Consider the following 14614-nt stretch of genomic DNA (forward strand, 5'->3'; position numbering starts at 1 on the left):
CTGCATCAGCATCGCGGTGATAACCCGCTTTCCATGGCAACCAGTATCTGGGTAATATAAGGAAAGAAAAATTGATGAAATTTGCCGTGGAGTTCCTCTTTTATGTCCGCCTCACGTTTGCAACAGCAATTTATTCGCCTCTGGCAACGGTTTAATGGTCAGCCAACGGAAACCACCTTACAGGAGCTGGCCGAGGTGCTCTGCTGCTCACGTCGCCATGTCCGATCCTTGCTGGGCAGTATGCAGCATGAGGGCTGGCTGAGTTGGCAAGCGGAAGCGGGGCGTGGTAAGCGCTCACAATTGACCTTCCTCTACTCCGGGCTGGCACTGCAACAGCAGCGGGCCGACGAGTTGCTGGAGCAGGACAATATTGATCAGCTGGTGCAGTTGGTGGGGGATAAAAAAGCGGTACGCCAAATGCTGCTATCCCAGTTGGGGCGCAGTTTCCGTCAGGGAAAACATATTTTGCGCGTGCTCTATTATCGCCCGCTCCCCAATCTACTCCCGGGCACCGCCCTGCGCCGCTCAGAAACCCACATGGTTCGGCAGATTTTTAATGGCCTGACGCGAATAAATGAGGAAAATGGGGAACTCGAGCCAGATTTGTCTCACCACTGGCAAGCCATCAGCCCACTGCATTGGCGCTTTTATTTACGCCCCGCCATCCATTTCCATCATGGCCGTGAACTGGCAATGGAGGATGTCATCACCAGCCTGACCCGTCTGATCCCACAACCGCTGTTCTCGCATATCACGGCGGTGCGCTCGCCGACCCCCTATGTCATTGATGTGCATCTCAACAGCCCGGATCACTGGTTACCCTGGCTGTTGGGCAGTGTACACGCCATGATTTTGCCGCAGGAGTGGGAAAGTCAGCCCGACTTCCCGCGCCACCCTATCGGCACTGGCCCCTATTCAGTGATCCGCAATCATCGTAGCCAATTGAAAATTCAGGCGTTTGATAACTATTTTGGGTTCCGCGCATTGATTGATGAGGTGAATATCTGGGTACTACCGGAGCTGTCCGAGGAGCTGGTCTACTCCGGTGTGCAACTACAAGCGGATGACACCAGTAAAAATGAGCTGGAGAGTCGGTTGGAGGAGGGCTGCTACTTTTTACTGTTTGATCAGCGCTCCCGCCAAACCAGTCATCCCGAGATCCGCCGCTGGCTCTGTAGGCTTCTCACCCCTGTCGCCCTACTCAGCCATGCAGACCCCTTTTATCAGCGCTACTGGTCACCGGCTTACGGCATGTTGCCGCGCTGGCACCACAACCGGCTAACCACACTGGAACCCAAGCCGGAGGGGTTGAGCGAACTGACGCTCACCTTTTACAGCGAGCACTCCGAGTTTGATGCCATCAGCCAGACACTGACCACCCTGCTGGCCGCCCATGGCGTCAAGCTGGTGATTCAGGCGGTGGATTATGTCAGTTGGTATCAAGGCGACGCGCAGAGCGATATCTGGCTCGGCAGCGCCAACTTCTACCTGCCGCTGGAGTTCTCTCTATTTGCCACCCTGTATGAGCTACCGCTGCTGCAACACTGCCTCGACGATGAGCTGCATCACGACGTGGGATCATGGCGCAATAATAGCCTGCCGATGGCGGACTGGAGCCAACGATTAGTCAGCCAAAATCAATTCCACCCGCTGTTCCATCACTGGCTAGAATTATATGGGCAGCACAGTATGCGCGGCGTGCGCATGAACACCCTCGGCTGGTTTGACTTCAAATCAGCCTGGTTTACCCCACCTGAGGTATAAACGCCCTTTCACCCGCCCGAATTAATCACTACAATAGCGCCGTCTCAACGGGGTGCTAACTGGCAGTAAAACCGCCAGTTAGCTGAGAGCAAACCCGTCGAACCTGATCCGGTTAACACCGGCGGAGGGATTTGAGAAAAATAACGTCTTATCATCATGATAGTGACGTTATTGACCGCCTCAGATACCTTTGCCACCTTTATTCTTAAGGAGTGCAAAGTGTTTAAACGTATAATTCCCTGCTTGTTTTTGCTGTCTGCTGCCGCTGTTGCTGCCGATAAACCCACCCTGACGGTTTACACCTATGACTCCTTTGCTGCCGACTGGGGGCCAGGGCCGGCGATTAAAAAAGCCTTTGAAGCCGAATGTGATTGTCAGCTTAAATTTGTGGCGCTGGAAGATGGAGTTTCACTGCTGAATCGCCTGCGGATGGAGGGTAAAAACAGCCAGGCCGATGTTATTTTAGGCTTAGATAACAATCTGGTACAGGCGGCGGAGCAAACCGGCTTATTCGCGCCAAGTCAGGTGGATACCAGCACGCTGACACTGCCTGAGCCGTGGCAGAACAGAACCTTTGTCCCTTACGACTACGGCTACTTTGCCTTTGTGTATGACAAAAACAAACTGAAAAACCCACCGAAGAGCCTGCAAGAGTTGGTCAGCAGCAAAGCGCCGTGGAAGGTTATCTACCAAGATCCCCGCACCAGTACACCGGGCCTTGGCTTAATGCTGTGGATGCAAAAAGTGTATGGCGATAAAGCCCCGCAGGCGTGGCAAGAGCTGGCGAAAAAAACCGTCACGGTCACCAAAGGCTGGAGCGAAGCTTACGGTCTGTTCCTGAAAGGGGAAGGGGATCTGGTGCTGAGCTACACCACTTCGCCGGCTTACCATCTGATTGAAGAGCAGAAAAGCAACTACGCCGCCGCCGATTTCAGCGAAGGCCACTACCTGCAAGTGGAAGTCGCGGGTCAAGTGGCGTCCAGCAAACAGCCGGAGCTGGCACAGCGCTTTATGAAATTTATCGTCACCCCCGCCTTCCAAAACCATATTCCCACCGGCAACTGGATGTATCCGGTGATCAAAATGGATCTTCCGGCAGGGTTTGAAACGCTAACTGTGCCGCAAAAAGCATTGCAGTTTGATGCCAAAGAGGTAGCCGATAACCGTGGTAAATGGATTCAGGCATGGCAATCCGCCGTCAGCCGCTAATCCCGCCATGGTTGTGGCCGGGGCTGCTTGCCGCCGCGCTGATAGTCGGTGTCGCCTTATTGGCGTTCACCGCTATTTGGCGACATGCACCCGCGGCAGAGTGGCAAAATCTCTGGCATGACAGCTATCTGTGGCATGTGATCCGCTTTACCTTCTGGCAGGCGTTTCTCTCCGCGCTGCTGTCGGTGACACCCGCCATTTTTCTAGCCCGCGCCCTCTATCGCCGCCGCTTTCCAGGCCGTCAACTGATGCTACGTTTATGCGCCATGACACTGGTGCTGCCGGTGTTGGTGGCCCTGTTCGGTATCCTGACGGTCTATGGCCGCCAGGGCTGGCTGGCGGGGCTGTTTAGCTGGCTGGGGATGGATTACCGCTTCTCGCCCTATGGTTTACAAGGCATTTTGCTGGCGCATATCTTCTTTAATATGCCGCTGGCGACCCGCTTATTGCTGCAATCACTGGAGAGCATCGCCGTAGAGCAGCGCCAGCTGGCCGCGCAGTTGGGTATGAATGGCTGGCAGCATTTCCGCTGGGTCGAGTGGCCCTATCTGCGCCGCCAAATTCTGCCCACTGCCGCGCTGATTTTTATGCTCTGTTTTGCCAGCTTCGCCACCGTGCTGTCACTGGGCGGCGGGCCACAAGCTACCACCATCGAGTTAGCGATTTATCAGGCGCTTAGTTACGATTATGATCTCGGGCGCGCCGCACTATTGGCGCTAATCCAACTGGGCTGCTGCTTGGGGTTGGTGGTGCTAAGCCAGCGGCTGAACTCGGTACTGGCGGTGGGAAACACTCACGGACAGATATGGCGCAACCCGCAAGATAGCTATTGGTCGTGCATCAGCGACACTCTGCTGATTGGTGCGGCTTTGCTATTGATGGTTCCTCCTTTGCTCGCGGTCGTCATTGATGGCAGCAATCAAACGATACTCACCGTGTTGCAGCAACCCCCGCTCTGGCAAGCCTTCTTTACCTCATTGACCATCGCCATTGGGGCCGGATTACTCTGTGTCACCCTGACCATGATGCTGCTGTGGAGCAGCCGTGAGCTGAAACTGCGTCAGCAGATGGCCTACGGGCAAGCGCTGGAAGTGAGCGGCATGGTGATTCTGGCGATGCCGGGTATCGTGCTGGCGACCGGCTTCTTTTTACTGCTAAACGACACCTTGGGCTTGCCACAATCCCCTTACGCGCTGGTGATCCTGACCAATGCGCTGATGGCGGTGCCCTATGCCTTGAAAGTGCTGGATAACCCGATGCGCGATCTGGCCGAGCGCTATACGCCGCTCTGCTTATCGCTGGATATTCGCGGCTGGCACCGGTTGCGCCATATTGAGCTAAGCGCCCTAAAGCGCCCATTGGCGCAAGCGCTGGCCTTTGCCAGTGTGCTCTCCATCGGCGATTTTGGCGTGGTGGCGCTATTTGGTAATGAGCACTTCCGCACCTTGCCATTTTATCTCTATCAGCAGATAGGCTCTTACCGCAGTAACGATGGCGCAGTGACCGCCCTGCTGCTGCTGCTGCTCTGTTTCCTGCTATTTACTCTGATTGAACGACTGCCGAGCCGCCATGCTAAAACTTGAGAAAATAACCTATCTGTACGACCACTTACCGATGCGCTTTGATTTGCGCATTCAGCCCGGTGAGCGGGTGGCGATCCTTGGCCCGAGTGGCGCGGGTAAAAGCACCCTGCTGAGTCTGATTGCCGGTTTCTTAGCGCCGGCCAGTGGCCGTATGTTGCTGAATAATCAGGATCACACCACCACAGTACCCGCCCAAAGGCCGGTATCGATGCTCTTTCAGGAGAATAATCTGTTCTCACACCTCAATGTGGAGCAGAACATCGGGCTGGGGCTGCATCCGGGGCTGAAACTCAATCAACAGCAAAAACAGTTACTCAGCCAGATTGCCCAGCAAGTGGGATTGGAGTCGTGCCTCGACCGCCTGCCCGCGCAGCTCTCCGGTGGTCAACGCCAGCGGGCAGCACTCGCGCGCTGTCTGGTGCGCAGTCAGCCAATCCTACTGTTGGATGAGCCATTTTCTGCGCTGGACCCCGCATTACGTAATGAAATGCTGCAATTGGTCGATCAGGTGTGCCGCCAGCGCCAACTGACGCTACTGATGGTGTCACACAATCTTGATGATGCCGCGCGTATCGCCGACCGCACCTTACTCGTGGTTGATGGCCGCATTTACTATGACGGCCAGACTCAAGCACTGGTCAGCGGCAGTGCGCCAGAAGCTAGCGTGCTAGGCATCCCGTTATCCGCCCAAGACTTTCCATAACAGATGGCGATAAATCGGCATCATCGGCTGCATATGCAGCCAGACAAAACTGGCGATCGCGAGTGCAATCGCCAGCAGCGTCATCCAGCGCAGTCGGGCAAGGGGCAGCCACTTGCTGAGGCGATCTGGACTACGTTTATCAAAACGCCACCAGCGCCATAATAACCCGCACGCCAACCAAATCAGCAGCACCACCGCCACTAACAGACACTTAAACATAAAGCTATTGGCGCTCGGTGGGATATCAATGGCAACACCGGCCAGGATGCCAGGGAAGAAGTAGACCGGCGGCCAGGTGAGGCAACCAATCACATTGGGTAGCGCGAATTTTGCCGGCGGCAAATTCAGCATCCCCGCCACCATTGGCACGATAGGGCGTGCCGGGCCGATAAAGCGCCCCAGCAGAACCGTGGCCATGCTGTGGTTGTGCAGTGCATGTTCGGTTTTCGCCAGCATCGATTTATGTTTTTTCAGGAAAGACCAGCGGTGCAGCGGCGCTTTGAAACGGCGACCAATAAAGTACGAAAGCCAATCCCCCGTCAGACAACCGACTGTAGCTGCGGCCCAGGCCCAATAAAAATCCATCTCCCCGCTGCCAATCAGCGCCCCCACAGTGGTCATCATGATAGTGCCGGGCAGTAGCATCCCCACCAGCGCTAAAGATTCGAGAAAAGTCACGAACATGACGACAAATAGCGCGAAAGCCAGTGATTGTGTCAGCAAATGTAATATGTAGGCTTCCATAAATTTGTCCGTTGGTTAACAACCCTGTTTCAGGCGCGGGGGATTGTCCGGCTCCCCGTCAAATGAGTCAATGGGGAATCATCATTGAAATAGACAATCACTGTATAAATACCCATACTAAGGGAGCTTAAGCCCCAGGCGTTATTGTTGCAGCCAGTTTGGATGCGGACAGCGCGCAGAAACCGGAGCGTACACAGAGTACGTGAGGATTTCGAGCACTGCCCAAATTCAAAATGGCAAATAAAATAGCCTGTACATAATTTAAATAGTTTCTCTTACTAAAGGTAGCAGTGTGGGGCACACCCGTCAGGGCTTCCTGCTCACACGCCACTGGCGTGACACGCAGGCAGGCACCGAAGTTGAATTCTGGCTCGCCACCGATGAAGGGCCGCAGCACGTTAGACTGCCGCCTCAGCCATCGGTCGCCTTTATCCCGGCCGAACAACGGCAACGGGTTGAAACCCTGCTGCGTGATGAACGCCGTTGGCAACTGCGCCCCCTTGAGCTAACCGACTTCCATCACCGCCCAGTTCTGGGGCTGTATTGCACCCAGCATCGCCAGTTAATCCGCCTGGAAAAACTGCTCAGGGAGAGTGGCGTGAATGTTTATGAAGGTGACATTCGCCCGCCCGAACGTTTTCTGATGGAGCGCTTTATTACCGCGCCAGTCTGGTTCAGCGGGGATGAGAACGGCAACGGCCCACTACTCAACACCCAAATGAAACCGGCGGATAACTATCGACCCGCGCTAAAACTGCTGTCATTGGATATCGAAACCAGCGAACACGGCGAGCTTTATTGCATTGGTTTAGAAGGTTGCGGTCAGCGGCAGGTTTACATGCTGGGGCCGCCCAATGGCGACGATGCCGAGAGTGCCGCACTGGATTTCAATCTGGAATATGTCGCCAGCCGCCCGCTGTTGCTGGAGAAGCTGAACCAGTGGCTGGAGCGGTATGATCCCGATGCCATAATTGGTTGGAATCTGGTGCAGTTTGATCTGCGCGTGCTACAAAAACACGCAGATCGCTATCAGATCCCGCTGCGCTTTGGCCGTGGCGGTAGCCTGCTGGAGTGGCGCGAGCACGGCTTTAAGCAGGGGCATTTTTTTGCCTCGGCGGCCGGACGGCTGATTATTGATGGCATCGAGGCGCTGAAATCGGCGACCTGGAACTTCCCCTCCTTCAGTCTGGAGTCTGTCTCGCAAACCTTGCTGGGCGAGGGGAAAGCCAGTGATAACCCCTATCAACGCATGGATGAGATCAATCATCGCTTCGCCAATGATAAGCCAGCACTGGCCCGCTATAATCTGAAAGATTGTGAGCTGGTGACGCGGATTTTTGCCAAAACCGAGCTGCTGAGTTTCTTGCTTGAGCGCGCAACTGTCACTGGGTTGGCGGCGGATCGCAGCGGCGGTTCAGTGGCGGCCTTTACCCACCTCTATCTGCCACGGATGCACCGTATCGGCTATGTGGCCCCCAATTTAGGTGAGCTACCAGAAGAGCACAGCCCCGGCGGCTTTGTGATGGACTCCCGGCCCGGTTTGTATGACTCGGTGCTGGTGCTCGACTATAAAAGCCTCTATCCCTCGATTATCCGCACCTTTCTCATTGATCCGGTCGGATTAGTCGCGGGTATGCAGCAGCCGGATGATGAGCACTCGGTGCCGGGTTTTCGCGGGGCCTGGTTCTCCCGCGAGAAACACTGCCTGCCGGCGATTGTCAACCAGATCTGGCAGGGGAGAGAGGCGGCAAAACGTCAGCAAAACAAGCCGTTATCGCAAGCATTAAAGATAATTATGAACGCTTTTTATGGCGTACTTGGCTCCAGCGGTTGCCGCTTCTTCGATCCAAGATTGGCCTCCTCGATCACCCTGCGCGGCCATGAGATCATGCGCCAAACCCGCGAATTGATTGAAGCACAGGGCTATCAGGTGATTTATGGCGATACCGACTCAACATTTGTCTGGCTGAAAAATGCCCATAGCGAAGCGCAGGCAGCGCGCATCGGCAAAGAGCTGGTTCAGCACGTCAATCAATGGTGGCAAAACCATATCCGGCAAACCTTTAATTTGCCCTGCGCACTGGAACTGGAGTTTGAAACCCACTATCGGCGCTTTTTGATGCCCACCATCCGTGGCGCGGAGCAAGGGAGCAAAAAACGCTATGCCGGGCTGATATCAACACCCACCGGCGATCAGATGGTGTACAAGGGGCTGGAGACAGTTCGCACCGATTGGACCCCGCTGGCACAGCAATTCCAGCGCGAGTTGTACTTGCTAATTTTCCAGCAGCAGCCCTATCAGGACTATGTGCGCGATTATGTGGCGCGCACCCTCAATGGTGAGCTGGATGAGCAGTTGATCTACCGCAAACGCCTGCGTCGGCGGCTCGACGACTATCAGCGCAATGTGCCACCACATGCCAGAGCTGCCCGTCTGGCGGATGAGTTTAACCGCAAGCAGGGCCGCCCACTGCAATATCAAAATGGTGGCTGGATAAGCTACGTCATGACCACTGCTGGCCCCGAGCCACTGGAGACCCGCCAATCCCCCATCGATTACGATCACTACCTGACCCGCCAGCTACAACCGGTAGCTGACGCTATACTTCCGTTCATGCATGATGACTTCACCACACTGATAACCGGACAAATGGGGCTATTTTAATCGTAATTCAGCTGTTTTACAGGTGACGCAGCGCTCGCCTTCCATTACCATAGCGCCCTTGCCAAAATTCGCATCAACGCACTGACAAACACTTTTCTACTCATAACTGTCCAACAAAAAAATCGAGCCGATAATTTATGCCTTTTACACTTGGTCAACGCTGGATCAGCGATACAGAAAGCGAACTTGGATTGGGTACCGTCGTTGCCATCGACGTACGCATGATCACCTTACTGTTCCCCGCAACCGGTGAAAACCGCCTTTACGCCAGAAATGACTCGCCTATCACTCGTGTCATGTTCAATCCAGGCGACACCATCACTCACCACGAAGGCTGGCAGCTGAAAGTGGAAGAGGTGACGCACGAAAACGGGCTGATTACCTATATCGGCACCCGTCTGGATACAGACGAGAACGGCGTCTCGATGCGTGAAGTGCTGCTCGATAGCAAACTAACTTTTAGCAAACCACAAGATCGGTTGTTTGCCGGTCAAATCGACCGCATGGATCGTTTTGCCCTGCGTTTTCGCGCCCGTAAGTATCAAAGTGAGCAGTTCCGCTTGCCATGGAGCGGCCTGCGTGGCGTTCGTGCCAGCCTGATCCCACACCAACTACATATCGCTTATGAAGTGGGGCAGCGCCATGCACCGCGCGTATTGCTGGCCGATGAAGTCGGCTTGGGTAAAACCATCGAAGCGGGGATGATTATCAACCAGCAACTGCTGGCAGGCCGTGCTGAGCGTGTACTGATTGTAGTACCAGAAAGCCTGCAACATCAGTGGTTAGTTGAGATGCTGCGCCGCTTTAATCTGCGCTTCTCGCTATTTGATGACAGCCGCTACTCCGAAGCCTTGCAAGACAGCACCAATCCGTTTGAAACCGAACAAATGGTGATCTGCTCCCTGGATTTTGTGCGCCGTAATAAGCAGCGTTTGGAGCAGTTGGCAGACGCCGCTTGGGATCTACTGGTGGTGGATGAAGCGCACCATCTGGCGTGGAGCGAAGAGGCGCCGAGCCGCGAATATCAGGTTATTGAACAGTTGGCTGAAAATATCCCCGGCGTCTTACTGTTGACCGCAACACCAGAGCAATTGGGCCAGCAGAGCCACTTTGCTCGCTTGCGTTTGCTCGATCCTGATCGCTTCCATGACTACGAAGAGTTCATCAATGAGCAGCAGAAATATCGCCCGATTGCCGATGCCGTGACACTGCTGCTAGGTGGCGAGCGCTTAGCCGACGATAAGCTGAATTTGTTGGGTGAACTCATTGCTGAGCAAGATATTGAACCACTGCTGAAAGCCGCTAATAGCCAAAGTGAAGATAGCGAAGCCGCCCGTAAAGAGTTGGTGACCATGCTGATGGACAGACATGGCACCAGCCGGATCTTGTTCCGTAACACCCGTAATGGGGTGAAGGGCTTCCCGCATCGCGTCTTGCATCAAATTAAGCTGCCGTTACCGACTCAGTACCAAACGGCGATTAAAGTGTCGGGCATCATGGGCGCCAAAAAAACATTGGAAGCGCGCGCCAAAGATATGCTTTATCCGGAGCAAATCTATCAGGAGTTTGAAGGCGAAAATGCCACCTGGTGGAACTTCGATCCTCGGGTTGAGTGGCTGCTCAACTATCTGATTGCTAATCGTGGCGAAAAAGTGCTGGTTATCTGCGCGCAAGCCGCCACAGCATTGCAGCTCGAACAAGTGCTGCGTGAGCGCGAAGCTATCCGCGCCGCCGTGTTCCATGAAGGTTTATCGCTGATTGAACGCGACCGTGCCGCCGCCTACTTTGCCTCTGAAGAGGATGGCGCACAGGTATTACTCTGCTCTGAAATCGGTTCGGAAGGGCGTAACTTCCAGTTCGCCTGCCAGTTGGTGATGTTTGACCTGCCGTTCAACCCAGATTTGCTGGAACAGCGTATTGGCCGTCTGGACCGTATCGGCCAGAACCGCGAAATCCAAATCATGGTGCCCTATTTGGAAAATACCGCCCAAGCGGTGCTGGTACGCTGGTATCACGAAGGTTTGGATGCTTTCGAGCACACCTGCCCAACCGGCCGCACCATCTATGATACCGGCTATCAAACACTGATTGGTTATCTGGCGACCCCCAATGAGCAGGAAGGGCTGGATGAGTTTATCCACACCTGCCGCCAGCAGCATGAAGAGCTGAAACTTCAGTTGGAACAAGGCCGTGACCGTCTATTGGAGATGCACTCCAATGGCGGCGAACATGGGCAGGAGCTGGCGCAGATTATTGCGGATCAAGATAATGACGTGAATTTAGTCAGTTTCGCCCTTAACTTGTTCGATATTGTTGGGATCAACCAAGAAGATCGTAGCGATAACCTGATCGTACTGACACCATCTGACCACATGTTGGTGCCGGACTTCCCTGGTTTGCCGCAAGATGGCTGCACTGTCACCTTTGATCGCGAACAGGCACTGTCGCGGGAAGATGCCCAATTTGTCAGTTGGGAACATCCGATCATCCGCAATGGTTTGGATCTGATCCTGTCTGGCGACACGGGCAGTTGCGCAGTTTCTTTGTTGAAAAACAAAGCATTGCCTGTTGGCACCTTGCTCGCTGAATTGGTCTATGTGGTCGAAGCGCAAGCGCCAAAACATCTGCAATTGACCCGTTTCTTGCCACCGACTCCGGTGCGGATGCTGATGGATCGTAACGGCACCAATCTGGCGGCACAGGTTGAATTTGAAACCTTTAACCGCCAGTTGAATGCGGTTAATCGTCATACCTCCAGCAAGTTGGTCAATGCGGTGCAGCAAGAGGTTCACACCATGTTGCAGCAGGCAGAGGCGCTAGTTGCAGAGCAAGCGCAGCTGTTGATTGATGCCGCTAAGCACGAAGCTGATGATAAGTTGAGTGCGGAACTGGCGCGTTTGGAAGCCCTAAAAGCGGTTAACCCAAATATTCGTGATGATGAGCTGGAAGCATTGGAACATAACCGTAAATTGGTACTGGAAAGTCTAAATCAAGCGGGCTGGCGTTTAGATGCTATCCGCCTGGTGGTGGTCACTCACCAGTAATCTCAAAGAGGAAAACTGAGACTGGATGCTCGGTTTTCCTTCTGCGGGGCTTTGCGCAGCGGAGCCACGCTCATGACTTTCAGCTCATATTTTTGGAATAAAAATGGAACCCTATAATCCTCCACGCGACCCCTGGCTGCATATTCTGTATCAAGATCAGCATATTATGGTGGTCAATAAACCGAGCGGGTTGCTCTCTGTACCCGGCCGCGCGCCAGAGCACAAAGACAGTGTCATGACCCGTATTCAGGCCGATTATCCGACTGCGGAATCTGTTCATCGGCTGGATATGGCAACCAGTGGTGTGATTATTGTGGCGTTGACCAAAGCTGCTGAGCGCGAGCTTAAGCGCCAGTTTCGTGAGCGCGAACCGAAAAAAACGTATATCGCGCGGGTATGGGGCCATCTGGCACAAGATGAGGGCCTGATTGACCTACCTTTAATCTGCGACTGGCCCAATCGGCCAAAACAGAAAGTCTGCTATGAGACCGGTAAATCCGCCCAAACTGAGTATCAGGTGCTTTCACGGGATGCGGATGGCAGTACCCGGGTGAAATTGTCACCAATCACTGGTCGCTCACATCAGTTACGGGTTCATATGCTGGCAATGGGTCATCCGATCCTCGGCGATGGCTTCTACGCCCATCCTGAAGCCAAAGCGATGGCACCCCGGTTGCAGTTACATGCGCAGGAATTATGTATTACTCATCCAGAGTTTAGCACCCTGATGCATTTTAAGTGTGAAGCAGGATTTTGATAGTAATTAGTTTGCATGATAGTTTTTGAATTGTGCTGGCATCTTTTAAATATGATGTTAAGTATTAGAAAAAAATATATTTAAGAATATAAAACAACAATGAAATAGTAAGCTAAGTAATAATATTCCATCAATCACAAATGAAATGAAGGAATATTATTATGGCTGTCGTAACACCCCGCACCGAAACTTCTGATAAACCAATCATTCCTCAAGGGAAGAAGATCAGAAGTCATATGCATAGATTTGATCAAAATAGTGTAGCGGCATTATCAGGATATTCGGTCAGCATGAGTACCCCCACACAAAACTGGCATCCAAAAAGAAACACCACTTCGGCTAAAATAAAAAAAGAAAATACCAAAGCTCTTGAGTCTCAGTACATAACGATCCAGTCGAAAAATGAAATAGATAAAAAAGATAACGCCATTACTTTTTATTTACCCAAAGAACAAGGCAATTACCGTGCAGAGATCTCAAACTTCAGTCCCATTAATGTCGCAGCAAAATCAATATACTCATTTGATTTCAAAGCAACACATCTCCCAAACGATCTTATTCTCTTTCAGGTAAGAGAGTTGGGGGGGAGCATGAAAAAATTGGGAGGCGACCGTCCTCCATTCTCTTTACATATCAAACAAGATGGCACATTAGTCGCGGCAATAGCCACTGTTAATCAAAATTCAGACTCCATCGGGCCTGATGCCAAAACTTATCAGAATGAAAATATATGGTTGAAGCAAATTGAATTAGCCAAATATCATCATCTCACTATCGAGATGGTCATGCATCGAGATACCCCCTCAATTAAAATATCTATTGGCGATGAGAAAATATATCAACGTGACACACCTTTTGGGGCGGCAGATTCAAAAACGTTTTATAGTAAACTTGGCGCTTATGTTCCACAGCAGGAAAATGAAGCAGGAATAAGTGACTCAAAGGTCAGTTTTGACAATATCAAAGAAGCACATTACCTATATACCCCCCCTGGTATTACGGAGAAAAAAATAACTCCCTCCTTACCTTCAGCGTCAAAAAACATAAGCTTATTACCCGATGCGATAACAACCTTCGATACTGTTTCGCATAATATGACAAATGTAGATCTACCCAGTATTGGCAGACATATGCTAACTCTCGGCATGGCCGTAATAACACCTTTTCTTATTTTTTAATGCACCTTAAAATAAGAAGCGAAAGATGCCTGATAACAGGCATCTTATAAAACCAGCCAAGCTTATTTAAATCCCTTCTCGCGCTTAATTAAGTCATAGGCGGCTTGAATTTCTTGGGCTTTTTGCTTCGCCATCTCCATCATTTCTGGCGGCAAACCTTTCGCCACCAACTTATCCGGATGATGCTCCCCCATTAGCTTGCGGTAAGCACGTTTGATGACCACGCTGTCGTCACTGCTACTCACCCCCAGCACCTTGCAGGCATCCTCCAGTGTTGGGCCATTCGACGCTTGCTGGTAACCACCTTGAGAGTATCCTCCCTGCTGGCCCTGCCATCCGCCGTGACCACCAAACTGGCGACCACCTTCAATCATGCTCAGGAATTGATCAAATTGACCACGGGAGATCCCCAGCTCTTCAGCGATGACATACAGCACCTGCCGCTCATTGGGATGCAACGAACCATCGGCAAATGCGGCCTGCAACTGAATTTCCAGAAACATCCGAATTAAGTCAAAGCGACCAAAGCAGACACCGCGCAACTCCTGCAATCTTTCACGCAGCGGGAATCCACTCTCTTTCCCCTCACGAAATGCTTGCTGTGCCGCTGCCCGGGCCTCGCCATGCAATTGCATTCTATCCATCAATTGGCTGGCAAGCTGAATATCAACCTCCGTCACCCGCCCTTTGGCCTTGGTTAAGTGCCCCATCACCTGAAAAGTGGCGCGGAAAAAAATTAATTGTCGTGTTTGTTGATCGGCAAAATAGCCGCGGCGCTTCGTGCTTCGCACCCTGTCTACCATATGGCCGACAAGCAACCCCAGTACCACACCCCAGAAACCAGTACCTGACATTAAGCCCAATACCAGACCGAGCAGTTTTCCCCAATACTGCATATACTCCTCAATTCATCATGCCGTCAGTCAAAATTTGCATTATCATACTCGGCATTCAGCTCAGCGCCTAA

At 52.6% G+C, this 14614-nt stretch carries 10 protein-coding genes and 1 riboswitch; of the genes, 8 read left to right on the top strand and 2 right to left on the bottom strand.

The window, feature by feature from the left end; all coding sequences use genetic code 11:
- The first annotated feature begins 102 nt into the window (after nt 1–102).
- The 4 genes from sgrR to thiQ all read left to right on the top strand — a co-directional run bounded on the left by sgrR (nt 103) and on the right by thiQ (nt 5259).
- Complete coding sequence (gene sgrR / locus FFE93_RS17780; RefSeq protein ID WP_005270574.1) at nt 103–1764, top strand: HTH-type transcriptional regulator SgrR; 1662 nt, start codon at nt 103–105, stop codon at nt 1762–1764.
- Between the two features lie 38 nt (nt 1765–1802).
- Nucleotides 1803–1912, top strand: a riboswitch (TPP riboswitch).
- Between the two features lie 71 nt (nt 1913–1983).
- On the top strand, nt 1984–2973 hold the full coding sequence (gene thiB, locus FFE93_RS17785; protein ID WP_049600090.1) for a thiamine ABC transporter substrate binding subunit: 990 nt from the start codon (nt 1984–1986) through the stop codon (nt 2971–2973).
- Nucleotides 2949–4556, top strand: a complete 1608-nt coding sequence (gene thiP / locus FFE93_RS17790; protein WP_032896304.1) for a thiamine/thiamine pyrophosphate ABC transporter permease ThiP — start codon at nt 2949–2951, stop codon at nt 4554–4556. The genes thiB and thiP overlap by 25 nt, the downstream gene beginning before the upstream one ends.
- Nucleotides 4543–5259 carry a thiamine ABC transporter ATP-binding protein ThiQ gene (thiQ, locus tag FFE93_RS17795; protein ID WP_032896306.1) on the top strand — a complete coding sequence of 239 codons (717 nt, stop codon included), beginning with the start codon at nt 4543–4545 and terminating at the stop codon, nt 5257–5259. Before thiP ends, thiQ begins: the two co-directional genes overlap by 14 nt.
- Here thiQ and FFE93_RS17800 read toward each other — a convergent pair.
- The gene (locus FFE93_RS17800; RefSeq protein WP_005270577.1) at nt 5236–6003 is read right to left on the bottom strand and encodes a DedA family protein; all 768 of its coding nucleotides are present in this window, start codon (nt 6001–6003) and stop codon (nt 5236–5238) included. The two genes, thiQ and FFE93_RS17800, sit on opposite strands and share 24 nt — an antisense overlap.
- Before the next feature lie 292 nt (nt 6004–6295).
- Between FFE93_RS17800 and FFE93_RS17805 the strand changes: the two genes are divergently transcribed.
- From FFE93_RS17805 to FFE93_RS17820, 4 genes are all read left to right on the top strand, one after another.
- Nucleotides 6296–8668, top strand: a complete 2373-nt coding sequence (locus FFE93_RS17805; protein ID WP_005270578.1) for a DNA polymerase II — start codon at nt 6296–6298, stop codon at nt 8666–8668.
- Nucleotides 8669–8805: 137 nt separating this feature from the next.
- Nucleotides 8806–11712 (top strand): RNA polymerase-associated protein RapA, encoded by a 2907-nt coding sequence (gene rapA, locus FFE93_RS17810; protein WP_138775694.1) that lies wholly within the window; start codon nt 8806–8808, stop codon nt 11710–11712.
- A 103-nt stretch (nt 11713–11815) separates the two neighbouring features.
- Nucleotides 11816–12469: a bifunctional tRNA pseudouridine(32) synthase/23S rRNA pseudouridine(746) synthase RluA gene (gene rluA, locus FFE93_RS17815; RefSeq protein WP_005270582.1), complete on the top strand. Its 654-nt coding sequence runs from the start codon at nt 11816–11818 to the stop codon at nt 12467–12469.
- Between the two features lie 161 nt (nt 12470–12630).
- Complete coding sequence (locus FFE93_RS17820; protein ID WP_261369025.1) at nt 12631–13647, top strand: hypothetical protein; 1017 nt, start codon at nt 12631–12633, stop codon at nt 13645–13647.
- Nucleotides 13648–13709: 62 nt separating this feature from the next.
- On the opposite strand, the gene djlA is transcribed toward FFE93_RS17820, so the two are convergent.
- Nucleotides 13710–14543, bottom strand: coding sequence for a co-chaperone DjlA (djlA, locus tag FFE93_RS17825; protein WP_005270586.1), 834 nt, complete (start codon nt 14541–14543; stop codon nt 13710–13712).
- Nucleotides 14544–14614 lie beyond the last annotated feature (71 nt).

This window comes from Yersinia sp. KBS0713, from assembly GCF_005937895.2.
Classification (GTDB): Bacteria; Pseudomonadota; Gammaproteobacteria; order Enterobacterales; family Enterobacteriaceae; genus Yersinia; species Yersinia bercovieri.

Bases quoted from the DNA above. Each gene is read 5' to 3' on its own strand.
- sgrR (WP_005270574.1), top strand. From the start codon at position 103: ATGTCCGCCTCACGTTTGCAACAGCAATTTATTCGCCTCTGGCAACGG.
- thiP (WP_032896304.1), top strand. From the start codon at position 2,949: ATGGCAATCCGCCGTCAGCCGCTAATCCCGCCATGGTTGTGGCCGGGG.
- thiQ (WP_032896306.1), top strand. From the start codon at position 4,543: ATGCTAAAACTTGAGAAAATAACCTATCTGTACGACCACTTACCGATG.
- FFE93_RS17800 (WP_005270577.1), bottom strand. From the start codon at position 6,003: ATGGAAGCCTACATATTACATTTGCTGACACAATCACTGGCTTTCGCG.
- rapA (WP_138775694.1), top strand. From the start codon at position 8,806: ATGCCTTTTACACTTGGTCAACGCTGGATCAGCGATACAGAAAGCGAA.
- rluA (WP_005270582.1), top strand. From the start codon at position 11,816: ATGGAACCCTATAATCCTCCACGCGACCCCTGGCTGCATATTCTGTAT.
- FFE93_RS17820 (WP_261369025.1), top strand. From the start codon at position 12,631: ATGGCTGTCGTAACACCCCGCACCGAAACTTCTGATAAACCAATCATT.
- djlA (WP_005270586.1), bottom strand. From the start codon at position 14,543: ATGCAGTATTGGGGAAAACTGCTCGGTCTGGTATTGGGCTTAATGTCA.